This is a genomic window from Bradyrhizobium sp. 613_E4_N2_2, assembly GCF_052075995.1.
Lineage (GTDB): Bacteria > Pseudomonadota > Alphaproteobacteria > Rhizobiales > Xanthobacteraceae > Bradyrhizobium > Bradyrhizobium barranii.
Genome location: NZ_CP197234.1, coordinates 8,256,240 through 8,281,632, shown reverse-complemented (window position 1 = coordinate 8,281,632; position 25,393 = coordinate 8,256,240). Strand labels below are relative to the sequence as shown.

At 61.3% G+C, this 25,393-nt stretch carries 28 protein-coding genes and 3 pseudogenes; 21 read left to right on the top strand and 10 right to left on the bottom strand.

What is annotated here, in order from left to right; translation table 11 throughout:
• Nucleotides 1–67: 67 nt before the first annotated feature.
• The 8 genes from AB7290_RS39300 to AB7290_RS39265 all read left to right on the top strand — a co-directional run bounded on the left by AB7290_RS39300 (nt 68) and on the right by AB7290_RS39265 (nt 6,408).
• Nucleotides 68–1,354 (top strand): c-type cytochrome, encoded by a 1,287-nt coding sequence (locus AB7290_RS39300; protein WP_441254354.1) that lies wholly within the window; start codon nt 68–70, stop codon nt 1,352–1,354.
• Nucleotide 1,355: 1 nt separating this feature from the next.
• The gene (locus AB7290_RS39295; RefSeq protein ID WP_085399449.1) at nt 1,356–1,832 is read left to right on the top strand and encodes a (2Fe-2S)-binding protein; all 477 of its coding nucleotides are present in this window, start codon (nt 1,356–1,358) and stop codon (nt 1,830–1,832) included.
• Complete coding sequence (locus AB7290_RS39290; RefSeq protein ID WP_441254351.1) at nt 1,825–4,122, top strand: molybdopterin cofactor-binding domain-containing protein; 2,298 nt, start codon at nt 1,825–1,827, stop codon at nt 4,120–4,122. The genes AB7290_RS39295 and AB7290_RS39290 overlap by 8 nt, the downstream gene beginning before the upstream one ends.
• Nucleotides 4,123–4,142: 20 nt before the next feature.
• Nucleotides 4,143–4,586, top strand: a complete 444-nt coding sequence (locus AB7290_RS39285) for a tautomerase family protein (protein ID WP_245343989.1) — start codon at nt 4,143–4,145, stop codon at nt 4,584–4,586.
• 40 nt (nt 4,587–4,626) lie between these two features.
• Nucleotides 4,627–5,040, top strand: coding sequence for a tautomerase family protein (locus tag AB7290_RS39280; protein ID WP_085399447.1), 414 nt, complete (start codon nt 4,627–4,629; stop codon nt 5,038–5,040).
• Nucleotides 5,041–5,124: 84 nt separating this feature from the next.
• Nucleotides 5,125–5,514 (top strand): tautomerase family protein, encoded by a 390-nt coding sequence (locus AB7290_RS39275; RefSeq protein ID WP_085399446.1) that lies wholly within the window; start codon nt 5,125–5,127, stop codon nt 5,512–5,514.
• A gap of 73 nt (nt 5,515–5,587) precedes the next feature.
• Nucleotides 5,588–6,208: an oxidoreductase gene (locus AB7290_RS39270; RefSeq protein WP_349642879.1), complete on the top strand. Its 621-nt coding sequence runs from the start codon at nt 5,588–5,590 to the stop codon at nt 6,206–6,208.
• A 17-nt stretch (nt 6,209–6,225) separates the two neighbouring features.
• Nucleotides 6,226–6,408 (top strand): hypothetical protein, encoded by a 183-nt coding sequence (locus AB7290_RS39265; RefSeq protein ID WP_343287582.1) that lies wholly within the window; start codon nt 6,226–6,228, stop codon nt 6,406–6,408.
• A 332-nt stretch (nt 6,409–6,740) separates the two neighbouring features.
• Here AB7290_RS39265 and ligD (AB7290_RS39260) read toward each other — a convergent pair whose 3' ends face one another.
• Both ligD (AB7290_RS39260) and AB7290_RS39255 read right to left on the bottom strand, forming a co-directional pair.
• Nucleotides 6,741–7,661 (bottom strand): non-homologous end-joining DNA ligase, encoded by a 921-nt coding sequence (gene ligD / locus AB7290_RS39260; protein ID WP_085399445.1) that lies wholly within the window; start codon nt 7,659–7,661, stop codon nt 6,741–6,743.
• 2 nt (nt 7,662–7,663) lie between these two features.
• Nucleotides 7,664–8,011: a hypothetical protein gene (locus AB7290_RS39255; protein WP_085399444.1), complete on the bottom strand. Its 348-nt coding sequence runs from the start codon at nt 8,009–8,011 to the stop codon at nt 7,664–7,666.
• A 138-nt stretch (nt 8,012–8,149) separates the two neighbouring features.
• On the opposite strand from AB7290_RS39255, the gene AB7290_RS39250 reads away from it, so the two are divergent.
• The 5 genes from AB7290_RS39250 (at nt 8,150) to AB7290_RS39230 (ending at nt 10,791) form a co-directional block, all read left to right on the top strand.
• Nucleotides 8,150–8,305: a hypothetical protein gene (locus tag AB7290_RS39250; RefSeq protein ID WP_244623491.1), complete on the top strand. Its 156-nt coding sequence runs from the start codon at nt 8,150–8,152 to the stop codon at nt 8,303–8,305.
• Between the two features lie 439 nt (nt 8,306–8,744).
• On the top strand, nt 8,745–9,128 hold the full coding sequence (locus tag AB7290_RS39245) for a DUF1236 domain-containing protein (protein ID WP_135217091.1): 384 nt from the start codon (nt 8,745–8,747) through the stop codon (nt 9,126–9,128).
• Nucleotides 9,129–9,620: 492 nt separating this feature from the next.
• Complete coding sequence (locus tag AB7290_RS39240) at nt 9,621–9,926, top strand: hypothetical protein (RefSeq protein ID WP_201266079.1); 306 nt, start codon at nt 9,621–9,623, stop codon at nt 9,924–9,926.
• A 92-nt stretch (nt 9,927–10,018) separates the two neighbouring features.
• The gene (locus AB7290_RS39235; RefSeq protein WP_441254347.1) at nt 10,019–10,420 is read left to right on the top strand and encodes a response regulator; all 402 of its coding nucleotides are present in this window, start codon (nt 10,019–10,021) and stop codon (nt 10,418–10,420) included.
• An 8-nt stretch (nt 10,421–10,428) separates the two neighbouring features.
• Complete coding sequence (locus AB7290_RS39230; RefSeq protein WP_085398162.1) at nt 10,429–10,791, top strand: response regulator; 363 nt, start codon at nt 10,429–10,431, stop codon at nt 10,789–10,791.
• A gap of 384 nt (nt 10,792–11,175) precedes the next feature.
• On the opposite strand, the pseudogene AB7290_RS39225 reads toward AB7290_RS39230, so the two are convergent.
• Nucleotides 11,176–11,466: pseudogene (locus AB7290_RS39225) on the bottom strand (helix-turn-helix domain-containing protein); the annotation flags it as partial.
• A 608-nt stretch (nt 11,467–12,074) separates the two neighbouring features.
• Between AB7290_RS39225 and AB7290_RS39220 the strand changes: the two are divergent.
• Together AB7290_RS39220 and AB7290_RS39215 are read left to right on the top strand one after the other, a co-directional pair.
• A pseudogene (locus AB7290_RS39220) lies at nt 12,075–12,266 on the top strand (DUF6894 family protein); the annotation flags it as partial.
• Nucleotides 12,267–13,262: 996 nt separating this feature from the next.
• Complete coding sequence (locus tag AB7290_RS39215; protein WP_063982903.1) at nt 13,263–13,505, top strand: DUF6894 family protein; 243 nt, start codon at nt 13,263–13,265, stop codon at nt 13,503–13,505.
• Between the two features lie 426 nt (nt 13,506–13,931).
• On the opposite strand, the gene AB7290_RS39210 is transcribed toward AB7290_RS39215, so the two are convergent.
• Nucleotides 13,932–14,201: a hypothetical protein gene (locus tag AB7290_RS39210; RefSeq protein WP_085398362.1), complete on the bottom strand. Its 270-nt coding sequence runs from the start codon at nt 14,199–14,201 to the stop codon at nt 13,932–13,934.
• Nucleotides 14,198–14,668, bottom strand: a complete 471-nt coding sequence (locus AB7290_RS39205) for a hypothetical protein (RefSeq protein ID WP_085398363.1) — start codon at nt 14,666–14,668, stop codon at nt 14,198–14,200. Before AB7290_RS39205 ends, AB7290_RS39210 begins: the two co-directional genes overlap by 4 nt.
• Nucleotides 14,669–15,353: 685 nt before the next feature.
• Between AB7290_RS39205 and AB7290_RS39200 the strand changes: the two genes are divergently transcribed.
• Complete coding sequence (locus AB7290_RS39200) at nt 15,354–15,635, top strand: phasin family protein (protein ID WP_244623505.1); 282 nt, start codon at nt 15,354–15,356, stop codon at nt 15,633–15,635.
• Nucleotides 15,636–15,954: 319 nt separating this feature from the next.
• Nucleotides 15,955–16,770, top strand: a complete 816-nt coding sequence (locus tag AB7290_RS39195) for an NAD-binding protein (protein ID WP_161495721.1) — start codon at nt 15,955–15,957, stop codon at nt 16,768–16,770.
• Between the two features lie 229 nt (nt 16,771–16,999).
• Here the strand turns inward: AB7290_RS39195 and AB7290_RS39190 are convergent, their stop codons facing one another.
• The gene (locus AB7290_RS39190) at nt 17,000–17,863 is read right to left on the bottom strand and encodes a transglutaminase family protein (RefSeq protein WP_085398370.1); all 864 of its coding nucleotides are present in this window, start codon (nt 17,861–17,863) and stop codon (nt 17,000–17,002) included.
• A gap of 723 nt (nt 17,864–18,586) precedes the next feature.
• Here AB7290_RS39190 and AB7290_RS39185 point away from each other — a divergent pair.
• The 3 genes from AB7290_RS39185 (at nt 18,587) to ligD (AB7290_RS39175) (ending at nt 20,178) form a co-directional block, all read left to right on the top strand.
• Nucleotides 18,587–18,832 (top strand): hypothetical protein, encoded by a 246-nt coding sequence (locus tag AB7290_RS39185; protein WP_343287587.1) that lies wholly within the window; start codon nt 18,587–18,589, stop codon nt 18,830–18,832.
• Nucleotides 18,833–18,858: 26 nt separating this feature from the next.
• Nucleotides 18,859–19,059 carry a hypothetical protein gene (locus tag AB7290_RS39180; protein ID WP_085398368.1) on the top strand — a complete coding sequence of 67 codons (201 nt, stop codon included), beginning with the start codon at nt 18,859–18,861 and terminating at the stop codon, nt 19,057–19,059.
• Nucleotides 19,060–19,299: 240 nt separating this feature from the next.
• A complete protein-coding gene (gene ligD / locus AB7290_RS39175) occupies nt 19,300–20,178 on the top strand; it encodes a non-homologous end-joining DNA ligase (protein WP_085398369.1) in 879 nt (292 codons plus the stop codon).
• 1,181 nt (nt 20,179–21,359) lie between these two features.
• Here the strand turns inward: ligD (AB7290_RS39175) and AB7290_RS39170 are convergent.
• The 4 genes and pseudogenes from AB7290_RS39170 to istA form a co-directional block, all read right to left on the bottom strand.
• Nucleotides 21,360–21,785 (bottom strand): hypothetical protein, encoded by a 426-nt coding sequence (locus AB7290_RS39170; RefSeq protein ID WP_349642862.1) that lies wholly within the window; start codon nt 21,783–21,785, stop codon nt 21,360–21,362.
• 71 nt (nt 21,786–21,856) lie between these two features.
• On the bottom strand, nt 21,857–22,234 hold the full coding sequence (locus AB7290_RS39165) for a hypothetical protein (protein ID WP_135217351.1): 378 nt from the start codon (nt 22,232–22,234) through the stop codon (nt 21,857–21,859).
• A 353-nt stretch (nt 22,235–22,587) separates the two neighbouring features.
• On the bottom strand, nt 22,588–23,451 hold the full coding sequence (gene istB / locus AB7290_RS39160; protein ID WP_039183785.1) for an IS21-like element helper ATPase IstB: 864 nt from the start codon (nt 23,449–23,451) through the stop codon (nt 22,588–22,590).
• A gap of 8 nt (nt 23,452–23,459) precedes the next feature.
• Nucleotides 23,460–24,950, bottom strand: a pseudogene (istA, locus tag AB7290_RS39155) (IS21 family transposase); the annotation flags it as partial.
• Between the two features lie 191 nt (nt 24,951–25,141).
• Between istA and AB7290_RS39150 the strand changes: the two are divergent.
• A complete protein-coding gene (locus tag AB7290_RS39150) occupies nt 25,142–25,393 on the top strand; it encodes a hypothetical protein (RefSeq protein ID WP_085398337.1) in 252 nt (83 codons plus the stop codon).

Below are 25,393 nucleotides of genomic sequence, written 5' to 3'. Positions count from 1 at the left end.
GCCGACTTCCAATTCGTCGCACTCGCAGCCCAATAAGCGAGCGAACGCCAGGGAGCTCCGCCGGTGGGTGCTGCGTGCGACCGCTTTGGGCGTGGCCGGCCTGTTCGGATTCGCCGCATTCGCCTGGCGGCCGACGATACCGGAAATCGCGACGCCGCCTTCGTCGAGCTTCAGTGCCGGCGTGGTGTCGCGCGGAGCGATGCTGTCCTCCGCGGGATATTGCGCGACATGCCACAGCGTGAAGGGTGGACAACCGTTCGCCGGCGGCTACGCCATGAAGAGCACGTTCGGAACGCTCTATTCGACCAACATCACGCCGGACCGCGAGACGGGGATCGGCGCCTGGTCGAAGGAGGCCTTCCGCCGCGCCGTGCACGAAGGCATCGCCCGGGACGGCTCGCATCTCTTTCCGGGCTTTCCCTACGACCACTTCACGAAGGTTTCCGACGACGATGTCGATGCGATCTACGCTTTCTTGATGACGCAGCCCGCGGTCCACGCGCCGGCGCGCCCGAACGAACTTCTGTTTCCGCTCGGAATCCGCGCGCTGCAGGCCGGTTGGAAGCTGCTGTTCTTCCGGTCGGGCAGGTTCGAGCCTTCTCCGGATCACGACGCGAAGTGGAATCGAGGCGCATACATCGCCGAAGCCCTGAGCCACTGCTCGGCCTGCCATACGCCGCGCAATCCGCTCGGCGCCGAACGGAGCGGGCCCGCGCGCTACGCGGGCGCTGCGGTGGACGGCTGGTTCGCGCCGGCGCTCACGGCCGCGAACCCGTCCCCCGTGCCTTGGATTGCGGACGAACTGCGCGCCTACCTGTTCGAGGGTCTCAGCCGCTTCCACGGCACGCCCTCGGGTCCGATGTCGCCGGCCGCGCACGGGCTTGCCGCCTTGTCCGCGGACGACCGCGAGGCGCTCGTGACTTACGTCGCCTCCGTCGGCGGCGATGCCGCGCGATCTCAAACTGCCGCAGCAGCCGTGACCAAGGCCCTGCAGGCCGATGCGACCAGCACTGGTCGTCAGATCGATCCCGATGCCCGGTTCTATGCCGCAGCTTGCGCGTCCTGCCACTACAACGGTTCAGTGGGCATCAACGCGAGCCGCCCCGATCTTGCGCTCAACAGCGCCGTCCATCTTGCCGATCCCGCCAACCTGATCCGGGTGATCCTGTTCGGGATCGACGCATCCGAAGGTGCGAGCGGGCTGGTGATGCCGGCCTTCGGCTCGGGCTTCAGCGACGCAGAGGTTGCCCGGATCGCCGCTTATCTCCGCCGCACCCGCACCAACGAGCCGCCGTGGCCGCACCTCGAGAAGACCGTCGGTGAAATCCGCGCACAGGGAAAAGGAGAGGGATAACATGCCCACAAATTTCCGGATCAACGGACGTTCTGTCAGCGCCGGCGAGGAGACCGATACGCCTCTCCTCTGGGTCATCCGCGACGAGCTTGGGCTGAAGGGCACGAAGTTCGGATGCGGGATAGGTATGTGCGGCGCCTGCACCGTCCATGTCGGCGGTCGGCCGTCGCGCTCCTGCATCACTCCGATCGGTGCCGTCGAGGGAGCGGAGATCACGACGATCGAGGGCCTGCACCCGCAAGGCGATCATCCGGTGCAGCAGGCCTGGCGCGATCTGCAGGTGCCGCAATGCGGCTACTGCCAGTCGGGACAGATCATGCAGGCGGCCACGCTGTTGAAGGACTTTCCGGCGCCTACCGACGCGGACATCGACGCGGTGATGTCGGGCAACCTGTGCCGCTGCATGACGTATCCCCGCATCCGCGCGGCGATCAAGGCGGCCGCAGCCTTGTCCGCCGGGAGTGCGGGCCATGAATAGGCCGCTGCGCCCGAGCGAAGAAGTGGTGATCTCGCGCAGGACTTTCCTGATTTCGAGCGTTGCGGCCGGTGCGACATTCGGATTCGGGCCGCCGGCCGGCGCGACCAATTTGCTTCCTCTACCTGATCCCTTCAAGCAAACGAGGGGCCCGCTGTTCGAGCCGACCATCTGGTTCAGCATCGGCACGAACGGCGTCACGTCGATCAACATAGCCAAGGCCGAGATGGGGCAACACATCGGGACGGCGCTCGCGCGCATCCTTGCCGACGAGCTTGAGGCGGACTGGAGCCAGGTGCGGCTCGTGAGCGTGGATACCGACCCGAAGTGGGGACCCATGATCACCGGCGGCAGCACCTCGGTGTGGTCCTCCTACCCGGACTTCAGCCGGGCCGGAGCGGCGGGCCGCATGACCCTCATCGAAGAAGGCGCGAAGCTGCTTGGCGTCGACCCGCTGGATTGCGTCGCGCGCCAGGGCCGCGTCGTGGCAAGCGATCGTTCGATCGGATACGGCGAGATCGTACGTCGAGGTGACCTGTCAAGGCGATTCAGCGCCGACGAGCTCAAGGCCCTCAAGATCAAGACACCCGACAAGCGCACGTTGATCGGGAGGCCGACGCGCGCGCTCGACATCCCGCCCAAAACCAAGGGCGAGGCCGTCTACGGCATCGACGCCGAGGTCGAGAACATGGTCTTCGCGCGGCCGAAACTGCCGCCGACGCGTTATGGCTCCAAGGTTCTTTCGATCGACGACAGCGCCGCGCGCAAGGTGAAGGGCTATTTGCGTAGCACCGCCCTTGACGATCCATCCGGCACGGTCCCGGGCTGGGTCATGGTGATCGCCGAGACCTATCCCGCGGCGGTGCGGGCCACCGAGCTTGTACAAGTCGCCTGGCAGAACGACGAGACCGCCCAGGTCTCGGACAACGATCTTCAGGCGCATGCCTCCCGCCTCATCGCCGATCCGGCGGCTGGGGCCGTCCTCGACACCGGCGGAGGCGACGCCGCCTCCGCCTTCGGTCAGGCCAAGACGACCGTCGAGGCGACCTACACGACTGCCGGCGTGCTCCATTTCCAGCTCGAACCGGTCAACGCGCTGGCGTTCGAGAAGGACGGAGTGATGGAGATCCACACGGGCAACCAGGCGCAGAGCTTCATTCTGCCCGTACTCTCCAAAGCGCTAGGACTGCCGCCCGAAAAGATCGTCATGCGGACCTATCTCATCGGCGGCGGGTTCGGGCGTCGGTTGAACGGCGACTACAGCGTCCCGGCAGCCTTGGCCGCCAAAGCTCTTCGCCGGCCGGTGAAGATGATCCTCACGCGCGCCGACGATTCCGTGCTCGACTCGATCCGCTCGCCGACTGTGCAGACGTTGAAGATCGGCTTCGACGCCGACCGCAGACCGGTCGTGATGGATCACGCGGCCGTCGCGGGCTGGCCGACCAAGGCGATGTTCCCGGTCGGGCTCGTCAAGGGCACGAACGGCGCGCTCTACGATCCGTTTTCGATCGCGGGCGCCGACCATTGGTACGATGTGGGCGTGCTCCGCGTGCGCGCGATCAACAACGATCTGGCGCAGAAGAGCTTCCGTCCCGGATGGCTGCGTGCGGTGGCGCCGGGCTGGACCAACTGGGCGCTCGAATCCTTCATGGACGAGGCCGCCCGAAGCATCGGTCAGGATCCGCTCGTCTTCCGTCTCGCGCGCCTAACAGGTCGGGGCATCAACGCGGGGTCGGCGCCGAATGCGGTCGGTGGCGCGAACCGGCAGGCGAACGTGCTGCGGCGGGTCGCCGAGCGCGCCGGGTGGGGACGCTCGCTGCCCGCAAATACCGGACTGGGGCTTGCGAGCTCGTTCGGACAGGAGCGTGGAATGCCGACCTGGTGCGCCTGCGCCGCCGAGGTCGAGGTGGACAGAAGGGCGGGCGTCGTCGCGGTGCGCAAGCTGTGGCTCGACATCGACGCCGGCACGATCATCGATCCGGACGGCGCGCGTGCGCAGGCCGAAGGCGCAATGCTCTGGGGCCTCAGCATGGCGCTGCACGAAGGGACGGACTTCGCGAACGGCAAGGTCCGCGACACCAACCTCGACACCTACACGCCGGTGCGTATCAGCGACGTGCCCGAATTCGACATCGCTTTCGTCGACAGCGTCGAGGCGCCGATGGGCCTCGGAGAACCGCCGACCACGGTCGTCGCGCCGGCGATCGGAAACGCGATCTTCGCCGCCACGGGCATCCGTCTCCGACGCCTCCCGATCAGACCCGGCGATCTGCTCGCCGCCGCCCGCACCTAGCTCACACGAAGGAGATACCCATGCCGACGTATGTGTGCGCCGTTCCTCCGAAACTCCTGAGCGACGAGCAGAAGGACCGGGTAGCGATCGCGATCGGCCAGCGCCATAGCGAAGCGACGGGCGCGCCTTCCTACTTCGCTCAGGTTGTCATCGAGGAAAACACGTCGGTCAGACGCTACCTGGGCGGCGAACCGTCCGACGGCCACATCTGGATCCGCGGCGATGTCCGGGCCGGCCGGTCCGAGGACGTGCGTCGAGGGCTCATCGTTGACATCGCGCGCGACGTCAGCGCCATCGCGAACATTCCGCAGGAATCGGTCTGGGTCTACCTCTGCAACCTCGAGCCTTCGGACATGGTCGAGTACGGGCACGTCCTGCCGCCGCCCGGCAAGGAGCAGGAATGGTTCGAGGGCCTTCCTGCGCCGCTGCAGTCATATCTGAAGGGGCTCGCCGCGAAGCGGTAGACCTCCGTCGCATTTGAACTCAAGCCTGAAGGATTTCGAAATGCCCTACCTGCAGTTGGACACTCCGTTCAAGCATTCGGTCGACCAGAAGCGTCGCCTCGCCAAGCGCATGGGCGAGATCTACGCCGACGTGATGAGCGCGAACATCAATCGGATTAGCATCGCCATCCGCGAGCTCGGAGAGGGCGGCCTGTGGCGATGCGGGCCGGGCGACCCTCGGCCGGCGGCGCTGCTGATGTGCGACATCCGCCAGGGTCGCGAGAAGGAGGTCCGCGCGGAGCTCGCCCGCCAGTTGGTGGCGGCGTGCATCGAGATCTGCGGGCTCGACGAGACGACGATCAACGTCGAGTTCACTCAGCACGCGGGCGACGAGATGTACCACACGATGTACGGAGGCCTTAGCGACGACTGGCAGGCGGGAAAGACCGACACGCTGAACGGTCACGTCCCGTAGCGAGCGCTTCCCGAATGTCGTCATCCGCCCCGTCAGCGACGATGCACGGGAAATCATTCCACCCACCGAACAAGGAGTTTGAAAATGCCCCTCGCAAGAATAGACGTCGACGCTTCGATTTCCCAGGAAGTGCGCCGGAAGCTCAGCGACATCGTCTACGACGCGATGACGACCATCGCGAAGGTCCCTGTCCACGACAAGTTCATGATCGTCTCGACACATGCGCCGGGCGACCTGGTCTACCCGAAGGAAGGCTACCTCGGCATCGACTACACTCCCGGGATCGTATTCATCCAGATCACATGGAATGCCGGTCGGACCACCGACGTGAAGAAAGCCTTCTATCGCAAGGTCGCGGACGACATCCAAGAGAAGACGGGCATCCGCAAGCAGGACGTCTTCATCAACCTGGTCGACGTGTCTCCGGAAAACTGGTCGTTCGGCAACGGCGAGATGCAGTACGCCCCCAAGTGACGGGCGACGGCGGCTCGTTCGCCGAGCGTCGTCGATCGGCCTGAAAAACTGACCAGCCAAGGATGGACGACAGATGAGCATCGAGGACAGACGCGTAGCTCTCGTCACCGGCGCGTCTTCGGGAATGGGCAAGGACATCGCCCTGAGGCTCGTTTCGGCGGGCTACGTCGTCTACGGCGCGGCACGTCGCGTCGAGCGCATGAAGGACATCGAGGCGGCCGGCGGCACGGCCCTTTCGGTCGACGTCTCCGACGACGCCACAATGGTTGCCGCCGTCGACCGTATCGTCGCCGAGCGAGGAAGGATCGATGTCCTGATCAACAACGCCGGCTACGGTCAGTTCGGCGCGTTGGAGGACGTACCGATCGACGTCGGCCGCCGCCAGATGGAGGTGAATCTGATCGGGGTGGCCCGCATGACGCAACTATGCCTGCCTCACATGCGCGCGCGGAAGTCAGGGAAGATCGTCAACATCTCCTCGACCGGCGGAAAGGTCGCGTCTCCGCTCGGCGGCTGGTACCACGCCTCCAAGTTCGCGCTCGAGGGATATTCCGATACGTTGCGGTACGAAGTCCGTCCGTTCGGCATCGACGTCGTCGTCATCGAGCCGGGCGGCATAGAGACCGAATGGGGGGCATCGCTGCGGAAGAAGCGGAACGCTACTCCGGCAACGGAGCGTATGCCGACCTGGTGATCAAGATGCAGAGGGTCATGACCGGGCTGGGCAAGATTCCTTCCCCGCGCGTCGTCAGCGACCTGATCCTGCGGGCGATCGAGGCCAAGCGCCCGCGGACGCGATATCATGCCGGCAGGCTCGCCGGCCCGATTCTATTCATGCGGCGCTGGCTGCCGGACCGCGCGCTGGATCGGCTTATCATGTCGGCTCTGCGCTGACTGATGAGGCGCTTCATGACGCGGGTTGGTCGAGCGCCAGCGTTCCTCGTAAAACACTTTGCAAGCGGTCTACCGCCGAATTTAATGTGGCAACTTATCATTGTGAGCGCGCGGACGCACGGAAAGCGGAGGGTTGCTTTAGTGCGCTTGACAAGCCGCGCGCTCGCGGCCCGGCGTCCCGGCTCCTGTCCCAGGCCTCCCGGACGCTCGGGGCCGTCGCGCGCTGCGTCAGCGATTGAGCAGTGCGGGGACCATCAATGCTAGTGTAGTCATGCCAGCAGGATAATTAGCAGATAAACATTTGCTCGTCTCCAGGGCAGGCGTACAATGCTCTAAAGATCCTCGCGCAGCCCCTTGAAGAACGGATGCCTCACCTTTCCCTCAGCTGATTTGGCGCGGTACTCGATCTCCGCCAGCAGCTTCGGTTCGACCCAGATGCCTTTGTGCGCTATCCGCTTCGCGTAAGGCTGGGTCTTCCGGACAAGCGATTGAAGCTTCTTTCGCAGCTCGGCGGCCGATGTCTTGTCGAAGCGGTGATCGACCTTGCCGGCATAAACCAGATCCTCGCCCTTGCGCCGACCAAGATAAATGCCGTCCCATTTGCCCTCGTCGAGCGCGTAGCCGGCGATTGTCAAGGTCTCGCGCTGTGCGCAGGTTTTCTTCACCCAATTATTACTGCGACCCACCGGGTACACGCTGTCGCGCACCTTGGAGACTGCGCCTTCGAGTCCGACCTTGCAGGCGTGCGCAAACATCTCGCGCCCGTCGATCTCGAAACTCTCGCTGAACTGGACGTTGGTGTCGGTGATGATCTTCTTCAGCGCAGCCTTGCGCTGGAGCAGGGGGACTTTCCGTAGATCGCGGCCGTTGAGATAAAGCAGATCGAAGGCGACGAGCACGATCTTGGTTGAGGTGCCCTTTAGCTCATTCTGCAAGACCGAGAAATCGGTGCTGCCATCGGCGGCCGGCACCACGACCTCGCCGTCGATGATGGCCGAGTTCGCCTTGATGTGCCAGGCGTCTTCGGCGACCTTCTTGAAGCGGCGGGTCCAATCGTGACCCCGCCGAGTGAAAACCTTCACTGCTTCGTTGGCGAGATGCACCTGAACACGATAGCCGTCGAATTTGATTTCATGGATCCATCGCTCGCCGGATGGGACGCGATCGATTGAGGATGCCAGTGCGGGCTCAATGAAGCCGGGAAAGGGTGCCTTGACGCCCAGCGCTTCCGGCTTTTTCCGCTGGAAGGCCATCGCTACACCAGGCAAAGATTGAATTGCTGCAGATCTTGTGGTGAGTAGCGATCCACAAACTCCTGCAGGTACGACGGCACGTCGCTCAGTTGCAGATTGCAACGACGCTGGATCTCGCGGGCGATGGCCCCGGAAACATCTTCCGACCACCGCTCTGCCGGGTTAAAGGCGACAATCCGTATCGGCTTGCGATATTCTCCGGCAAGCAGATCCTGGATGACGGCTTCCACCGCGCTCTCCAAGTCTACTTCGCACCAGGCGCTGCCATTGCGGCCGGAGTTGTCCGCAACCAGGTAGACAGTCTCGTCACTGTTCGGGGCGATCGACAAAAGCCATCGGAATTGACGCATAAGCAACTCACGCAACGGAACCGGGATTCAATTTGACGAGGGCCGATTCGTTCCTCAAGCTAGGAAGCAAGACGGGTCCGGTTTGGCGACAATGCGCGCAAGGGTGCGGTCAAGAAGCGTTCGCAGACAAAGACGACGTTGGGCGGAGCTTCCGCTTTCACCAAGCGCGACAGGACGTCCGGCGAGTTCATGGGCGTCAAGAAGCCCGCGAAGGGCAAGAAGGCCGCAAAGAAATTCAAGGGCGTGCGGCTTGAGAAGAAAGCTACCAAAAAGAAGAAGGCAAAGAAGAGATAGGCGGCTCTTCACGTGCGCCAAGTTCTGGACGTTCGCTTAAGCCTGATTTCTACAAAGCCCTTCAGAATACTGCGAGCGGACAGCGAGTTGCCGGGAGGAATCACCCGAACCCATCCTTCTTCAGGATTTGCCGCAGTGTATTCGATTGCTCCGCGTCGTTCAAGAAAACGCGGATTTCGAATCCGTCGAGCAAAAGATTGCAATAATTGCGATAGCCTTCTTCGTCGCAACTTCTTGCAACGGGCCCATGAAACTGCGGCTTTCCAATCAAGAGCTACCCGTCTTAGCAACGTATGCCTGACAGCAACGCTGCGCCGCCGCGGCCTGAACTGTTACGCAGTAACATTCTCCAGACGCGCGCCTTTCATCACGGAGGAACCGGAACAATGCTCTGGCCCAGCGGTTGACGGCGCATCAACAACCACTGGAGAGAGTGGACATGAAAGGTCTTGCGATTTCATTGGCTGCTGTGTCGCTGCTGGCGGCGTCGAGTGTAGCCTTTGCCCAGTCGACGACCGAACAGGGCGCTAGGGACGGCGCGCGTGCGGGCGGCGACGTCGGTGGCCCGGTCGGCGCGATGGTCGGCGGCACCGTCGGTGCGGCCGTTGGCGCCGGCCTCGAAATTCCGAATGCCGTGCTCGGCGGAATTCCGCGCGACGACTCCGTCGTGATCCACGAGCGCGTCGTCGTCGGCGAGCCCTTGCCCCCGACCGTGGTCTTGCGCCCGGTGCCGAACTACACCGAGTATCGCTACGCGGTCGTGAACGACCGCCGTGTCATCGTCGAACCGCGCACGCGGCGGGTCGTGAAAATCATCGACTGATCGGTTAAGGCGTGTAGGCTTTTAAGAGCCAAGGCCTCGCGGAGCGTCACTCCGCGGGGCCTTAGTTCGTCATAGCCGAATTGGCGTGAACCGCCGGTGCGGTTGGGAGATCAGTCGTTGCGAGAAGGCCGGCAGGCAACTGTGGCGGGCTTCTCGTACTCGAGGCCGCCGAGCCGGGTGTACAATAATGGCGGAGAGACGGCCCCGGCTGCAGGGGGTCAAGGGGGTAGGCCGAGGCCGCTCCGCCAGCTCTGCCGGCGAGCCAGCGACGACTCAAGTAATTGCCCGGGCTCGTCGTTCCTATTGGGACCATCATTCCAAAAACGGGCACTGGCTTGTGTCCGACCTTAGGCGCTGGCCGTACTTCACGGACGCTGTTCGTATTTCAACTTCGGTGTCCCAAGTGGATCCCGATTTGCCAACTGTTCCCGACCGCGGTTACTACCTTTTAGTTGATCGGGGATATACGGGGGGACCACTTCCGTTTACCCGATGCCCGCAGAAAAACAGCAAGAAGACCGAAGGGTCACCTTCGAGCATCCGTTGCCCGCGCAAATGATGGCCATCGACGGCACGTGGCGTCGCGCGTGCACGCTTAAGGAGGTCTCAGATGTCGGAGCAACACTTCAAGTTGAGACCTCGATTGAGGGGCTGACCCTGAACGAGTTCTTTCTTCTGCTTTCGTCCACTGGACTTGCCTATCGTCGCTGTCAGCTCGAACGAGTAAACGGCGAAGAGTTGCGGGTCAGCTTCATCCGGGAAAAGGTCAAGGCCAAAAAATCCTCCGACAGGAGCTAGACCCCGGATTTTACGAGTGCCAGACTTTCCCGGGAACGTTTGGCTTGTGTGCACTTTGTAACCTCCAGTTCACGTGTGCTCGGGGGAAAACTATGACGGAAGTGCTGCCGACAGTTCTTCTGGTAGAAGACGACGATGCGATCCAAGGCATTGTCGAGGAAGCATTGAGGGAGGGGGGCTTCGAGACCACCAGCGCCAAGACCGGCGAGGAGGCGGTAACACTGCTCAAAGGTCGGCTCGTTGCATACTGCGCTCTAGTGACTGACATCAATCTGTTAGGAAGCCTCACCGGCTGGGAGGTCGCGCGGGCGGCACGCGAGACCGATCCCAATTTGCCCGTGGTCTACATATCGGGCGCAGCGGCCCACGACTGGCCGGCACAAGGCGTTCCCAACAGCATAATTCTTCAGAAGCCGTTTGCCCTCGCGCAGCTTACAACGGCGGTCTCTCAGCTCCTTAACGAGCGCTCGGCGGCCGATTTAGGCAAGGCTTGAGGCGAGAGATGACGCAGGCATCAATACTCCTCGTGGAAGATGAGGCGCTTATTCGAATGATGCTTGTCGAGATGGTCGAGGAACTCGGACACAGGGTCATCGCTGAAGTGGGGAATATAGATGATGCGCGATCCGTTGCCGAGATCGGGGAATACGATCTCGCGATCCTCGACATCAATTTGCATGGTATGAACGTGGGGCCCGTTGCCGAAGCAGTAAGAGGCCGAGGGCTGCCGTTCTTCTTCTTGAGCGGATACGGCAGCAGCGGCGTGCCGCACGGATTTGAAGGAACGCCCGTTTTAGTCAAACCGTGCACGCTGGATAAGCTCAAGCAGACAATCGATGCTGTTTTGCCGAACGGAGAAACTTAAAAGCGCAAGACAACCGTTGCGGTTGCCCTTTGCGAAGCAAGGCCGCCTCAGTTGGCGGGCTACCCCGCCGAGCACCTTTCTATTTGCGAGTCAGCAGATCCTCCCCGGGCGGCGTCCCGCTTTCATGCTGCGATCACCAGCCGCGCTCGATCTCATATCTGAGCCCGGCGCCAATCCGCTTCAATTCATCTTCTCACGGAGCTTTCGGATGAACTCGCGAAGGTCATTCGCATAATCCTCAACGATCCGGCGCGCCTCCTCCAAGCGAGTTGGCTTGGGCTCGGGTTCGGTTGGCTTGGGCTCGGTTTCGGAAGGCTTGTTCATGGCAGAGGCCTTGAACCTAGATCGCCGGCAATCCTTGATCTAAGTCAACGGACCTTCGTGCTAGCTCTCGCAATATCCGCGATCATGATGTGGGTCTGCGTATTCATCATCGTCGCCAGTACGGCTCGTCGCTTTTGGTATCAGGGTTGTGCCGGTCTTGTCGTTTAACATGATCTCTCGCTGATCGCCGTCGAGGAACGTAAGGACGCCCGCTTTACGCAAGCTAGATAGCACGCGAGAAACCGTCTCCAACGTCAGGCCGAGATAGTCCGCAATGTCGCGACGAGTCATCGGGAGCGACACATTGTCTGCTCCGGTGCGGCAATCCATCTCAAGTAAGAGGGCGGCAACCCACACAAAGCTGCGGCCCTTTCTTGTCCGCGAGCGCACGTGCTTTCGCCGGCGACGGCCATGTGGCCTAATTCCAAAGTTAACAATTGGGAGGCGAAACCAAGCCTCGCTGATAGTAGTTACCCTATATCACAGAACGATCAGTGGCTTTTATCTGTGATGAGAACGCCCGGTTAGCGCTCCCGCCTTCCTCTCAGGAAAGGAGCGCACCATGCCCAGGCGGCGGCGTTTCAAACAGATTTTGACTCTCAAAGAACGTCTAGAGCAAGAGGCCACCCGCCTTCGCGCGCAAACGGCTGCTTTGCCACCCTGCCCAGAGCGCGAACGGCTTCTGCGCAAGGCCGGCCAGCTTGAGTCGGCATCGCGCATCGAGGAGTGGCTCTCGTCTCCCCGACTAGCCCCTCCGGAATGACGCGAAAGCCGCCTCACATCGTCGTCGAGGTCAGGAACCCTTCATCGTTCTCAGGACGGGGGAGCATTATTGTTCTGGAGCTAGCCGATGAGGATGCGGCCCGGAAGGTGGCTCAGCAAATCGCGCGCGAGACGGGACGTTCCGTCACCGTCCGCGGTGAGGATATGGCGGTGATTGATGTTATTCCCGCCGTCAAATCACACTAGCAAAACGGGGAACCGGAAAACGGAGACGTCGTTTTAAGCGGACGCCTCATTTCTATTTTGATTTCTCCCGCGACGATGGCCCTCCGGAGGCTGATAGCGTGGGCGAGGAACTACCGACTGTCCAGGTCGCCAAAAAAGAGGCAATGCGCGGCCTCGGTGATTTAGCAAGAGACTTCAGCCGTCGTGCATCAGAGGCGGCGCGTCGCGCCAGCAGACAGCTCCGAGCCGGCTTCTGCGGAGAAATTATCCGGGATGGCGCAAAGCCTTGGCGCTCAGTGCCGCCGCGCTCTGGGGGGGCCCCGGCGTTTGCGCGCCAGCTTCGCCTTCTCGCGCTCGGCTATCTTGATCAAGCGTTCTGCCTCCGCGCGAAGCACCTCGGCGCGCCTAACAAGCTGCGCAGCAGCCGCGCGCAGCTCCTTGATGCGAAGTTCGCGGAACTCCTGAGGCGTCGGCGCGCCCTTACCCGACAGAGCGCCAGAAACCAGCCGCCCGCGCGTTATTTGGGCCTTGAGGGCCTTAGTCTTAGGCGAGGGGCTCTGGCGCATGGGCGGGGCGCTCCTAGCGGGTTCGGTGGGCTGCGCCACCGTCGCGATGGTCCAGTCGGCTTCGCCTTGGGTCCCGATATCGACCGTGAGGCGCGGACCCTTCCGACTCTACAGATGCTCAAACGATGTCGGCGGCAACCTCCTGGGTCTCGCGCCAGGCGCAACCGGCGCGCTCCCAAGCCTTCAAGCACCAGATAGATATCGCGGTTGAGGCGGTCGGCCGGCACGATCGAGGGCGAGGAACGCAGGGGGCGCGTCCGTATTTAACCAGTGTCATAAGACTGATTTTAAGGGGGCCTAACATGGTAGAAGGCAAGCCAGCGGGGAAGGCGCTCCTGTGACCCGCACGGCCAACAGAAGGCAGAGCCAGTGATCAACATTGCTGAGTGCCAAGAACATGCTGATCTCTACAAGAGACTTTCTGGCGCGAGCGGTATTTCCAAGGATCGCGTTGCCGTCCTGAAAAATATTGCCCGGACTTATGTTGGCTTGGCTGGCCAGCTGGATAGACTAGCCTCCCTTGCGAGGAACGAGCAGAGGTAGGGGGTGCCGGCCTGCTTGCGGCATCAGTCGCCTAGTTGAGTGGCCCGTTTTACGAAAGAAACAATTTGAGGTTGGCGTCGTTCTGGTCTGATGAGACGGTATTACTTTGACATCAGAGAGGGTGACGAGATTTTCTCGGATGAGGAAGGTCTGGAACTCTCAACCGTAGAGAAGGTGCAAGAAGAGGCGGCGCGCTCGCTGGCCGATATGGCCCGAGATGCCGTTCGGACCCCGGGGGACGGCAGCCACCAGATGTCGATTGAAGTCCGGGACGACGGCGGTCCCGTGCTCCAGCTCAAATTCACGTTCGAAGTCGAACGGCGCGGGCATTGAGGCCGCCTCGCTAGAACGTTCCGGTCTTTGCACCGCGGAACCGAATTAACTCGACGTCGTCTCATAAAGGGATTTTAGTGGTTCCACTCATCGGAACTGCCGGTTGAGCTCCAAACGCAGGAGAAGCCGTAGCATGATCAGGGAACCCCACTTCCATACGTATTCGATCCCGGCGCGCGTCTGTTTTGCCATTGCGATGTTTGGTGGCGCACTACTGGTCGCCATAGCGATTACGAGCATCTACTTCATGAATTAACCCGCTTGAAACGGTGGTGCATGACGTTGGGGCCCATGCCTAGAGAGACTGCCATAACGCTCTGGTCCCTCGCCGCCGCCTGCGTGGTGGCATTCAGTGTGGCCGCGCTTGTATCTCCGCATTAGCAAGTAAGGCCGTCTCAGTTGGCGGCCCTATGTGGCCATAGCTTCTTATTTGCGAGACAGCAGATCCTCCCCGGGCGGCATCAGCTTCACGTAGGTGCCGCTTTCATGCTTCGATAACCAACCTCGCTCGATCGCGTGTTTGAGCCCAGCGCCGAACTCGCTGCCGCTGCCCTTCAGCTCGATCATGAACGGCGCGTTGATCCTCTCGATATAGATGCGGCCGTCCTGGACAGCCTCAGCGCTCGCTGCGAGCTCGATGAGCTTGCGAGCGGCCGCTTCAGGATCCGCATAGGGTCGTTCTTCGGTGTGCTTCATCGGTATGTCCCATTGGTGGCCTGCGCGGCATAGATGTGCTGGCGGTGGGGATAGCTCTCCGCCGGCTTCCAGCTGTCGAATGTGGTGCCGCAGACGCAGCGCATCAGCGTGCTCCGGATCTCGCTGTCGAGCTTCTCGCCTCGCGCACGCTTGGCCGCAAGCTCGGCGCGCCAGTCGCGATCGTCGCGCCATTCAGCAAAAGCGGCATTGGGGATGTTCGGCTGTAGATCCGACCATGCGGCCTCGAAAGGCTCGCGCGCGGCTTCGAAGGTGGCGGCTGTTCCGTTGCGGTGCTGCCCGGGGTGGAGGCCGGGATAAAACCCGCATGACCAGCCCCACTGACCGGCGGTTATAGGCACACCGGCGCGCGCGCCGATGGCGCCGACGCGAACATCGGTGAAGTAGATATGCCAGGTCTCCTGGTGCGGGTTGTCACTGCGGCGACGGGTGAGGGCTGGCTCGGTCATGCGACGAATTATGCCGCCGGGCCGGAGTCGAATCCTCAATATCTTGTGGTGCTTAGTGGGCCTTCCGCACCGTATCCCGTGGGCCACTCGCGGAGGTCGATGAAACTTTTCGCTCGCGAGCCCTTGACGGATTCGGAAACTGCTGCGCATAACGCTGCCCCATTGAATCCCGCCGAGCAAATGCTTCGGCGCTCCGAGGACCGAAACGATGTTGAGCTTGCGCTCACATACCGTCGCGAAGGCCGCTGCCGCACTGCTGTTTATTCGGCCGTCTGATTGGTCGCGCATGTCCGTGACGAAGCAAGATCCCAGCTATCTGACGCCCAAAAATCTCGGGACATTCATAGCAAGAGCGTAAGGCGGCCGGGAATCCTTCCCCTCCGCCAAATCAGGCGGAGACGGGCAGTGACCCACCAGACCAATCCAGGACTCGAGAAGCGCGACGACCGGACGTTCTCGTCCCCGGTCGCGCTCGCCTTCGTGCGCACCGTCGTGGCCCGCCGGCGTATCAGCGGAGGCCCAACGGAACAAGCAGGCCATTGTTAGAAGCCCGAAAGAGAATTTACTTCACTTTGCTGCGGCAGTCTCGGTCGAACCGCCTCCTGAGCTTCATGATGATCCTAAACACGAGGTTCCTATCATTGAGCCTCGGGCGGATGCCCTACTAGATGACCTCAGTCAGAGAATGACGGATAGCGATCCAACGAAAGGCTTTGCTTTAGCGACGGCAAACATGCAGGCGTATCAGGCGAAGCTTCTTGAGATAGCCGAGGCCAACGCGCAATTTGCTTTTGAACTCGGCCTGAGACTTGCGACGATCAGGTCACCAACTGAATTTTTCGGCGTCTTTACGGAGTTTACAAGCAGACGGGTCGATATGTTCGCGCAGCATTCGAAAGAACTGGCGGCATATCCGTTCTGGCGCATCAAGCCGCCCCGAGAGCTCACGGCTCTGCCGGGACGATAACTGCAAGCCGTACCCGCTGCGGCAAAGGATGGGCGCAAATGCGGATCACGCACGCGCCGATCACGGTTGCTTGCTTTCGGCTGGGGAGCGTGACTCCGGCGCGAGTTGCGGCGTGCACTTGACGTGGTGTCGGCAACGCCTCAGGTTTTCGATCTGCTCGATCACTTGATCTGCAACAGGGAGCGCGTCGCCAGCAAGGACGACCTCGATCGGAAGCGGTTAGCTGTGCGCCCGACCGACGCGATTGACCCAAAACGGCCGTTGACCCAAGACCATCCCATCCTGTCTGCTCAACTGAATGGTGGCAGCGTGTAAGACATTGCTGACGCAAGTTTACGAAGTCGCGACACCTGCGGAAGCCGAGGCGATATCGGCAATCGGCGTGGATATTTCGGCTATCGCGGCGATCACGCTGCTTATCGCTCCGCCGTTCGCGGCGCTGACGGACGCGATGCTTCGTCGGTTCGCAACAAGCGACCAGCGTGCCGCCGACAATTTCGACGGGACGAACGCCTCTGTGCTGGTCATCGGATTTGGCCGTTTCGGGCAGATCGTGGCGCAATACCTGCTGGCCGAGGATGTCGACGTCACGATCATTGATCTCGATCCCGAGATGATCCGCGTCGCCGGCAGCTTCGGCTTCAAGGTCTACTACGGTGACGGCACCCGGCTGGACGTGCTGCGCGCGGCAGGCCTTGGTCGAGCCCGGCTGATCGCGATCTGCACTAGCGGTGAAGGGGCAACAAACCGCATCGTCGAGCTGACGCGTACCGAATTTCCCGGCACCAAGATCTTCGCCCGTTCGTACGACAGGGGCCACACGCTGCAATTGCTCGCGCATGAAGTGGACTATGAGCTGCGCGAGACCTTCGAATCCGCGATGAGCTTTGGCCGCGAGACTCTGGTGGCAATCGGTATCCGCGTCGACCGTGCGGCCATCGTGGAGGATTTCCTCCGCACGCGCGATCGTGACCGGCTTACCGTGCAGCAGGCCGAGGGCATCTACGGTGGACTCGATCTGCTGCGCACGCGACCGACGCCAACTCCACTGAGCGTGGTGCAACACGACGCGCAGGCGCTGAACATGGAGGCCGCGGAGCTGATCGGGCGCGTAGGCGAGGAGACGACGGGGTGATTAGAGTCTCGCGTCCACGATATGAAGCCGCCTCTCGTCCCGTAGCCGCCACGTCCGCTGATGGCCCTTTTGAAACCTGCCGACTGCCTCTAAGGATGTCTGCTATCAGGGGATGAGCGATACAACTGTCGATGTATCTGACTAAGCACTGGGCGCAGCTTACTCTGCGAACCACAGGTGTTTGCAAAGTGATCAAGCACATTACCCCAAGCATACATCCGGAGATGCGTTAGGCGGTGACCGAGACAGTCACGCCCATGCTCAAGAAGCTACCGCTTGGGCCAAAGAAGCTTCCTGATACCGGCATGCACTGGCTGATATCGCGGGCAACTGCGACGGGGATCAGATTTCGACCACCGACGCTGCGATTCGTCGGGTCGAAGGTGACCCAGCCCGCGCCTGGTAGGAACACCTCGGCCCAAGCATGGGTCGAGCCAGCATCGCCCGAACCTAGGAGCTGATGGCTCGGGTCGTGGAGGTAGCCGGAGACGAGCCGCGCGCCGAAGCCGAGCTTTCGTGCGGATTCGGCGAACAAGACTGCAAAGTCGCGGCACGATCCCCACCCGCGGTCGAGTGACTCCTGGGGAGATTGCGTGCCCTCGATTTCACGGCCTTGGTACCGAACGTGCTGGGCGACTCCGGCGTTTAGGTCTTTGAGCAGCGAAAGCGTATCGGTTGGGTTGCTACGTATGAACCCTCTCGTCCAGTTTTGCAGTCGCCCGCCCGGATCAGGGTATTGGGCAATAGTTAATGCGCCGAGGTCGGTCCATTCTTCGTCGGAGTAGCGGAATGGGTATGAAAGGGCCGAGGCAGCGATATCGAATACCGGCCAATCAACTGCATCGAGAAGAATATCGGCTTCACTGCCAATAACGAGCGTCGGGGCTGTGTCTGCAAAGTTGATCAGGGCGACAGTGTTGCCGAACACATCCTGGGCCCACTTGGTCACAGCGTTCGGAGTGACCGTCAAGATGTGTGACATCAGCCGCAATTCACGGCTCTCGCGAGGGCGTAGCATTAGGCGGTGTGGAGAGAGATGTACTGCCTCTCTAAAACGATAGGTGGTCGTATGGCGGATTCGTATCGCGGTCATCTCGGCCTCCGTTTTCAGGCCCATGGATTCTACAGCGGCCTCGCGACCTGAGATCCCGTATCTTGCAGCAGAAAACGATGGCCGCGAGCGTGGCGCCTACCACGTTCGCGGCCACGATCATCCAACCGCCCCGGATGAAGCCGTAGATGATCCAGAGCCCAAGACCGAGAGTCAGCGTCCCGAGCATGAAGAGCGAAAGATCGTCCGTCGAAGCGTCACGCTTTTCTTTGGATGGCATCGGCGATGCGTCTTCTGCATCTTGGTCCGGCGGAGCGCCGCGATCGCTCAGGAATGCTACCGCCAACAGGCCCAAGGCCACAGCAATGTTCCAACCGCCCGGACGTCTTTCTTCGTAAGAGCTTGGCATAAGATGTGCCTAGAATATCGAGATGAGATTTTGCGCGTTATCCTCTTGCGGCTGGAAAGCCGCCGCCAAGCAGGCGGCGTTTTACTTCTCAGCTTGGCGGGTTGAGGGAATCTTCGGAGCGCTCTAATCGCTCGGCATCCGCGTCCAAGTCCTCGGCCAAAGCCTTCAGAGTCTGGCAGTCTTGATTGCTGCTGACAGATTGAGAAAGCCGTTCCGCTCTACGCGCCTGTTCTCTGAGGTATTCGGTTTGCTTGCTCATAAGGGGCAAGAAACTTGGAATAGGGGCGTTCCAAAACAACTATTCCTAGCGATTGACTGGATGCCCCCTATTTGTTCTTATTGAGCTCCGTAACTCATTGAAAAACAAGATGCCCACACTCTTATACATCCGCTCGGAAATCGAGCGCATGCGCGCGCAGATAGGCCGGCAGCGCAAGGAAATCCTCCAGCTCCAGCGGGCCGGGGTAGGGACCGCCTCGGCGGATGCTCTGCTAAGCCGGATGCAGGCCAAGGTCGATGGCCTTTGTTTGCAGCGGGACGACATGAAGAAAGCGCAGCCGCAGGAAACCCGTACGCGCGTTCTAGGAGGGCGGAAGTGGTAGTTGAACGACCAAAGTATTTCTCCGACATGCAGGATGCTCCGGAATTCCTGAAGTCACTCGACCAGACGCGGAGGCTGTCGACCCGTGAAGGTTGGTGCAGGGCGCACATCGAGGCCATCCAGGTTGCGATTGACCAGTATGCGGAAGACGCTTTCGGCAACCGGGAGCTCTTCCTCAACAAGCCGCACAGCATCGGCCCGAGCCGAAGCAGGAGCGACATTCCTTAGCGCCGTTCTCTTTTTTCACATCCCGTTCGCGCGCTGTTCGAGAACCGTTCTCAAAAATACAACCTGCAAAGGCGCTCGCGGTTGTGGGAGGCGCTGGGATGTATTCACGGATGGAACGCGTCTCCGGCCTCGAAGTTGGAGACTCGTTGAGTAAGGTAGGTAGACTGGCCGCCGCTGGCCCCAACACCGCCGGCGGTTTTTTTGTGAGTAGCGTAAGTGACACGGCGTACGAGACGCGCGATGCCGGGCTTCATCAAGCCCCAGCTTGCCACCCTCAAGATGAAAGCCCCTGCGGGCGAGGACTGGATTCACGAGGTCAAGTACGACGGCTACCGCATCCAGCTTCACCTCGACGGTGACACCCACAAGGCCTTCACCCGCAACGGCCACGATTGGATTAAGCGCTTCTCCGTCATTGCCGGTGCCTTCGACCTTCCATACCAGGCCATCATCGACGGGGAGGTCGTGGTCATCCATGAAGGCCGTACCAACTTCTCCGAGCTACAGGCTGAACTTGCAGGCCGGCGGCAGGATCGTTTGCTGTACTACGCCTTCGACTTGCTATGGCTCGACGGCAAAGATTTAAGGAAAACGTCTCAGCTTGCCCGCAAGGAGTTGTTGAAGGAGCTGTTTGATACCCATGGCGTCGAAGCGCCCGCGCTCTACAGCGACCACCTGATTGGCGACGGCCAGGAGATGTTCGAGCACGCGGCTCTGCTCAACTACGAGGGCATCATCTCGAAGCGCGTCGAAGCGCCGTACCGCTCCGACCGCAACGAAGGCTGGCTGAAAGTCAAAGCCGTCCAGCACGGCAAATTTCCTGTCGTCGGCTTCGTCAAAGACCCCTCAGGTGTCGCTGCCTTGTACCTCGGAAAGAAGGAGGGCAAAGAGCTGGTCTACATGGGCAAGGTCGGGACGAGGTGGTCTCGTACCGTCTCCAGCGAGATCCGCAAGAAGCTCGACACCGTCGTGAGACCCAAGGCTAAGCTGACCAAACCGATCAGGAAGCCCAAGGCTACATGGGTCGAGCCGACGTTTTACGCCGATATCGAATTTCGAGACATCACCTCAGAAGGTCTATTGAGGGCGAGCTCGTTTAAGGGGTTGTCTCGGAAATAGGAGTGGCGAAAGCGCTACCCGCCAATTTGTTCGGTTGCTCGATCTTCAGCGGGTCACCGATCGGACGTGGGGCGGTCAATGGTGATCCCCCAGTCAGCTCGACGTCGCCAAGCAGACCGCGCGGCACTGTCGGCATGGTTCGAGCAGCGGAAGCGGTACCTCCGTTTCTGGGGGAAGACGAGATGGGGATCAGGGCCAGGACATCTGTTGGGATGCCAACTCAAAGGCCCGCTGGTTCACTGGCGGGCCTACCACCAATAAGCAACCCCTGCCGGTTTACGACAGGGGCTGCCGCGGATGGATGGCCTGAGGCTAGCGCCGGGGCGTCTAGGTGTCACGCCAAGGACCCGCTGAAAGTCAACGCCGCTCGGCGCCTCGTAGCTAGCAGATTTGTTAAGCAGCGCGCACAAATAAGCGGCTTCTTAGGTCGCGTCGGGTTCGATCACGTGTACCAGGGCGGAATACACGTTTTGGTTTTAACAATTGTTCTGCAGTACGCATTGCGACCACCAGTCACGCTAGCGGTTCGCCAGCTTGACCGATCGAAAAGCGATCGCGCAAGCCGTGGTCCCCCGACACACGGGCTTTCTAACTCAACGATGCTGCGATATTTTAAAAGCCATGCCTCGGAGCGCAAACCGTAACCTGCCGCGATCTGCGGACCTATTGACCGCCAAGGACGAGCTTCTTGCTGGTCGACGGATTGTCATTGGTGCTTCGCTGGACCGCGTCTTAGCGGTAAGAAAGGCATCGTTCTTGGTCAGGGAGCGACGGCCACTCAGGTCAAGGTGCTCTTAGACGGTGCCAAGGGCTACGTGATTCTCCATGCGCGATACGTTGATCTATTCGAGGATCGATCCGCTACCGAGGGAGTCTAGAATGACCGAAATGAAGGCGCGGTACGTTGTTTGGTATGAGCGACCGGTAACCGGCCGGTTCACCGTACTGGATCTTTCAGTAGATGTGCCTGCGATCGGAAAAGGCGGGAAGCCTCTGTCTGGTTTGTCGCACTCCACCGCTGAAGCAGAGGCCGATAGACTGAACGCTGCCCGCAGCCGACCGAGGGGCCCAGAATGGGGATGGACGGAAAGGGGCAATTGAACCGCCGGGCCCTGATTGGGCAGGAGGCGCGCGACCGAACGCTCAGAATTCTCGCGTCATTGCCGGATGGGTCCGGTTCTTCACCTTGATCCAGTCTTTCGAGCGGCCGGCGCCATAACGCCGGTCGCGGCGTTTCGAGACCAGGCCCTCGAGGCCCATGCGGCAGGCGGCGGCGAATAGATCCGGACCGATCTCGGCAGCCTCGAACGGCGCGACGAATATGCCATCAGGCCGGCCGCGGAGCAGCCGCGCCAGATCGGTCTCAATGGCAGCTGGCGCAGGTCCTCGCCGCCAAGCGCGAGGATGTCGAACGCATAGAGCTGAACCTCGTGATCATGCTTGCGCAAGTGCAGGGCATTGAAGTCCGAGGCGCCATCGACGCCGAGCACCACAGCCTCGCCGTCGATGGCGAACTGCTGCTCGCGGTTCTTCAGCGCGGCCTCGACGATCCAGGGGTATCGCTTGGTCCACGTGCGACCCGCCGTCTCGTCAGACTCACATTGCACCTCTACTACAATGACCCAGGGGCACCCCTTATTATCGGCGCGAGGTGCGGTCCTTGCGGCAGTTGTTGGAGTCAATGCTGCCGGAAATGTATTCGACGTTGCTGGAGCAATGCCGCAAACGATCCGGGGCGCGGGGTGGCTGTGAGGTCAGTCGAAACCGATCGACACAGCCTGTGAGCCCGACTGCGCCAAGCGTCCCGTTCCTTCCTCACGTCTGACAATTCGTTGCGGAGCAGCTTGATAATTTGGCGCTGGGTGTCGATCTGCGCCTGTAGCAGAGCCATTTCTGCCCGTTCCCAGCCCGCAGCGTCTTGCCCCACTGACTCGCCGGAGGCATGTCCCTCGGCCGCTCCAAAGGCGTACACGCGGTGCAGCAGCAACTCGGCGGTGTCGATCTGGCCGATGTTCAAATTGCGGGATACCGGGGCAGCTTTCTTCAGCCTCAACATGGTGGACCTCGTTTTAGGTCACCCCCTTTGCAACCTCCCAGACCCGGCTTAACCATTCGTTAACCTTGGACCAGTGGCAGCGGCGCATCTTTGATCCTTAGGTCAATGTATCGTCTGGTGTGCGCCGACCGTTCCGACAAGAGACGTGCGCGTGGTTTCGCCGGCGAGATTTCTACGTGATGCCTCGATAGCGCGGCCAGGCCGCCCATCGCTCATGCATCGGCGATCTCGTCGGGCGAATTGATCTGCAATCGCGCGAGCAGCCTGGGCTTCCTGCTGTGAGACTTGCTTGGCGGTGCCGCCGAGCCTCCTCGCAATCTCCTTGTCACCAGATGTCAGCCTGAAGTCTCGTGTCAATCGGCCTGTAAATTTGACCCCTCATCGGCGTCCAATTTTGACCCCTTCGTGCGCCGCGGTTTGACGGTAGCGCTCGGCTCGTTGGAGCTGGCCGGGATAGCGGAGACGAGACGAGCGCGGGTGGCGTGATCGTCGTCGCGGCTTTTGAAGCGCCAGCTGTCATTGCCGGTCTCGACGATGTCACAGTGATGGGTCAACCGATCGAGCAGCGCGGTGGTCATTTTGGCGTCGCCGAACACGCTCGGCCATTCGCCGAAGGCGAGATTGGTGGTCACGATGACGGAGGCGCGCTCATAGAGCCGGCTGACGAGGTGGAAGAGAAGCTGGCCACCGGACTGGGCGAAGGGCAAATAGCCGAGTTCATCCAGCACAATGAAGTCCATCCGGGTCAGATGCTCGGCGAGCCGTCCTTGCCGTCCGTTGCGGGTCTCGGTCTCGAGGCGATTGACGAGGTCGACTACGTTGAAGAAGCGGCCGCGGGCACCGGATCGGATGCAGCTTCTGGCGATGGCAATGGCCAGGTGGGTTTTGCCTGTGCCGGTGCCGCCAACCAGCACGACGTTGCGTTGTTGGGCGATGAAGCCGCCGCCAGCAAGATCATTGACGAGAGTCTGATTGATCGGCGTGCCGTCGAACTGGAAGTCGGCGATGTCCTTGGCAAGCGGAAGCTTGGCAATGGTGAGCTGGTATTTGATCGACCTGGCTTGCTTCTCGTTGATCTCGGCGTTGAGCAGGTCGCCGACAATGCGCTGAGGTTCGTGCTGGCGCTTGACGGCAGTTGCCATGATCTCGTCGAAGGCAGCCTTCATGCCGTAGAGCTTGAGTTCGCCCATGAGGTCGAAGATTTGGGTTCGTTCCATCAGATGGTCCTCCGGAGGTTGTCGTAGCGGGCACAATCGGCGATCGGTGCATGACGGAGCGTCAGTGCGGCCGGCGTCATGATGTTGGCCGGTGGGGCGGGTTCACGTTGACGGGCCAGGATATTGAGAACGACATCGGCCGAATGGACGCTGTGACTGAGCGCTTCGGCACAGGCCGCTTCCACCGCGGGCAGACCGTCAGTCAGCACCGCGTTGAGGATGTCGACCATCTGCCGATTGCCGTCGTCGGTGCTGGCAAGCTTGCGCCGGATCCGCTCGATCGCGGCTGGCAGCACCCAGTCTTTGAAGGGAGCACCGTTGCGCAAGGCGCCGGGTTTGCGGGCGAGCACCGGCACATAATGCCAGGGGTCGTAGACGGTATCGCCGCGGCCAAAGGATCGCGGGTGCTCGGCAACGATGCGTCCATCCTGACGGATCACGATGCGATCGGCATAGGCTTGAACCTCGACCGGTCGTCCGACTGCGCTGGCTGCGACCGAGTACTTGTTGTTGTCGAAGCGCACCAGGCAGGTCTTCGAGACCGATGCCGTCACCGCATGGAAGCCGTCGAAGCGGCCGGCATAGGGAACGAGTTTGGGGCGTTCGGCTTCGAACACTTCCCAGATCGTCTGATCGACCAGCTCCGGATGGCGATGAACCTTGGCGTAGGCGATGCATTTGTCGAGCAGCCAGGCGTTTAACTCGTCGAGGTTTTTGAACCGCAGCCGCGGCGTGAAGAAGCGTTCCCTGACCAGCCCGACCTGGTTCTCGACCTGCCCCTTCTCCCAGCCCGACGCTGGCGTGCAGGCGACCGGATCGACCAGATAGTGGCTGCACATCTGCAGGAAGCGGCGATTGTAGAGACGCCCTTTACCGACGAAGATCGTCTCTACGGCGGTCTTCATGTTGTCGTAGATGCCGCGGGTGCAGGTGCCTTTGAACAGGGCGAACGCCCGGTCGTGGGCGTCGAACACCATCTCCTGCGTCTCCCGCGGATAGGCCCGCACGAACAGCATGCGGCTGTGACAGAGCCGGACATGGGCGGCCTTCACCATCACCGTGGTGCCGCTCAGCAAGACCACCTCGTGGCTCCAGTCGAACTGGTAGGCTTCGCCTGGGGCAAAGCTTAGCGGGACATAAGCAGCCGCGGTCGATTGCCCGCGTTCCTTGCTCCACCGCCTGGCGTAACGCCGCACCGCATCGTAGCCGCCGTCATAGCCACGGCTGCGCAGCTCTTCGAAGATCCGGATTAACGTCAGCTGTTCACGAGCCGGTTTGGCCGCGTTCGCCGCCAGCAGTCCGTCGAGCTCTACTGCCCATCGTCCCAGCTTTGGCCGCGGCTGCACTTGCCGCTCGTACTCGAAGGAGGTCTCTCCTGACCTCAGCACCTTCCGGACCGTGTTCCGCGACACCTTCAGGTCACGGGCAACATCCTTGATCGTCTTGCCCTTGATGAAGTGCTCGCGCCGAATCCGCGCAATCGTCTCCACGATCAGCATCCTCGACCACCTGCTTCATTCCAAAGCAGGCAGCGCAACAGACCAACCTATAGGGGGTCAATTTTGGACGCCGATCCCCCGGCTTAGGGGGTCAATATTGCAGGCCGAATGACAGCTAAGGCGCATCGACGGAACTATCTCCTGCGGTGGCTGTTGGCGAAGAGAGCGACCAACCAGTCAGCAGCCCCCAAATGTTCAAATCCTTCCTCGTCCTCGCGGCCTTGGCGCTGCTCGGGGCCACCGTGGTCGCCTTACCCGCCTTCGCCCCCAAGGTGGAAGCTGCCGAAGCAGCGGTCCTCGCCAAGGGCGATCGCCTGCAAGTCCGGACGTCAGCCGTGAACTGCGGCAGTCAGGTCTGGCCAAACCTCGAAGCGGCGTGTTTGCGAACGACCGGGGACGGCGCCAAAATTCTGGAAGCCCGCCTTGTAACCGCCCGCCGCTAA

Excerpts from the sequence above, each read along its gene's own strand:
- AB7290_RS39210 (WP_085398362.1), bottom strand. The coding sequence starts at position 14,201 with ATGAAGCACACCGAAGAACGACCCTATGCGGATCCTGAAGCGGCCGCT.
- AB7290_RS39215 (WP_063982903.1), top strand. The coding sequence starts at position 13,263 with ATGAGACGGTATTACTTTGACATCAGAGAGGGTGACGAGATTTTCTCG.
- ligD (WP_085399445.1), bottom strand. The coding sequence starts at position 7,661 with ATGGCCTTCCAGCGGAAAAAGCCGGAAGCGCTGGGCGTCAAGGCACCC.
- AB7290_RS39255 (WP_085399444.1), bottom strand. The coding sequence starts at position 8,011 with ATGCGTCAATTCCGATGGCTTTTGTCGATCGCCCCGAACAGTGACGAG.
- AB7290_RS39270 (WP_349642879.1), top strand. The coding sequence starts at position 5,588 with ATGAGCATCGAGGACAGACGCGTAGCTCTCGTCACCGGCGCGTCTTCG.
- AB7290_RS39150 (WP_085398337.1), top strand. The coding sequence starts at position 25,142 with ATGTTCAAATCCTTCCTCGTCCTCGCGGCCTTGGCGCTGCTCGGGGCC.
- istB (WP_039183785.1), bottom strand. The coding sequence starts at position 23,451 with ATGGAACGAACCCAAATCTTCGACCTCATGGGCGAACTCAAGCTCTAC.
- AB7290_RS39200 (WP_244623505.1), top strand. The coding sequence starts at position 15,354 with ATGACGGATAGCGATCCAACGAAAGGCTTTGCTTTAGCGACGGCAAAC.
- AB7290_RS39235 (WP_441254347.1), top strand. The coding sequence starts at position 10,019 with ATGACGGAAGTGCTGCCGACAGTTCTTCTGGTAGAAGACGACGATGCG.
- AB7290_RS39275 (WP_085399446.1), top strand. The coding sequence starts at position 5,125 with ATGCCCCTCGCAAGAATAGACGTCGACGCTTCGATTTCCCAGGAAGTG.
- AB7290_RS39165 (WP_135217351.1), bottom strand. The coding sequence starts at position 22,234 with ATGTTGAGGCTGAAGAAAGCTGCCCCGGTATCCCGCAATTTGAACATC.
- AB7290_RS39245 (WP_135217091.1), top strand. The coding sequence starts at position 8,745 with ATGAAAGGTCTTGCGATTTCATTGGCTGCTGTGTCGCTGCTGGCGGCG.
- AB7290_RS39290 (WP_441254351.1), top strand. The coding sequence starts at position 1,825 with ATGAATAGGCCGCTGCGCCCGAGCGAAGAAGTGGTGATCTCGCGCAGG.
- AB7290_RS39240 (WP_201266079.1), top strand. The coding sequence starts at position 9,621 with ATGCCCGCAGAAAAACAGCAAGAAGACCGAAGGGTCACCTTCGAGCAT.
- AB7290_RS39265 (WP_343287582.1), top strand. The coding sequence starts at position 6,226 with ATGACCGGGCTGGGCAAGATTCCTTCCCCGCGCGTCGTCAGCGACCTG.
- AB7290_RS39180 (WP_085398368.1), top strand. The coding sequence starts at position 18,859 with ATGCAGGATGCTCCGGAATTCCTGAAGTCACTCGACCAGACGCGGAGG.
- AB7290_RS39230 (WP_085398162.1), top strand. The coding sequence starts at position 10,429 with ATGACGCAGGCATCAATACTCCTCGTGGAAGATGAGGCGCTTATTCGA.
- AB7290_RS39280 (WP_085399447.1), top strand. The coding sequence starts at position 4,627 with ATGCCCTACCTGCAGTTGGACACTCCGTTCAAGCATTCGGTCGACCAG.
- AB7290_RS39190 (WP_085398370.1), bottom strand. The coding sequence starts at position 17,863 with ATGACCGCGATACGAATCCGCCATACGACCACCTATCGTTTTAGAGAG.
- ligD (WP_085398369.1), top strand. The coding sequence starts at position 19,300 with ATGCCGGGCTTCATCAAGCCCCAGCTTGCCACCCTCAAGATGAAAGCC.
- AB7290_RS39285 (WP_245343989.1), top strand. The coding sequence starts at position 4,143 with ATGCCGACGTATGTGTGCGCCGTTCCTCCGAAACTCCTGAGCGACGAG.
- AB7290_RS39205 (WP_085398363.1), bottom strand. The coding sequence starts at position 14,668 with ATGACCGAGCCAGCCCTCACCCGTCGCCGCAGTGACAACCCGCACCAG.
- AB7290_RS39295 (WP_085399449.1), top strand. The coding sequence starts at position 1,356 with ATGCCCACAAATTTCCGGATCAACGGACGTTCTGTCAGCGCCGGCGAG.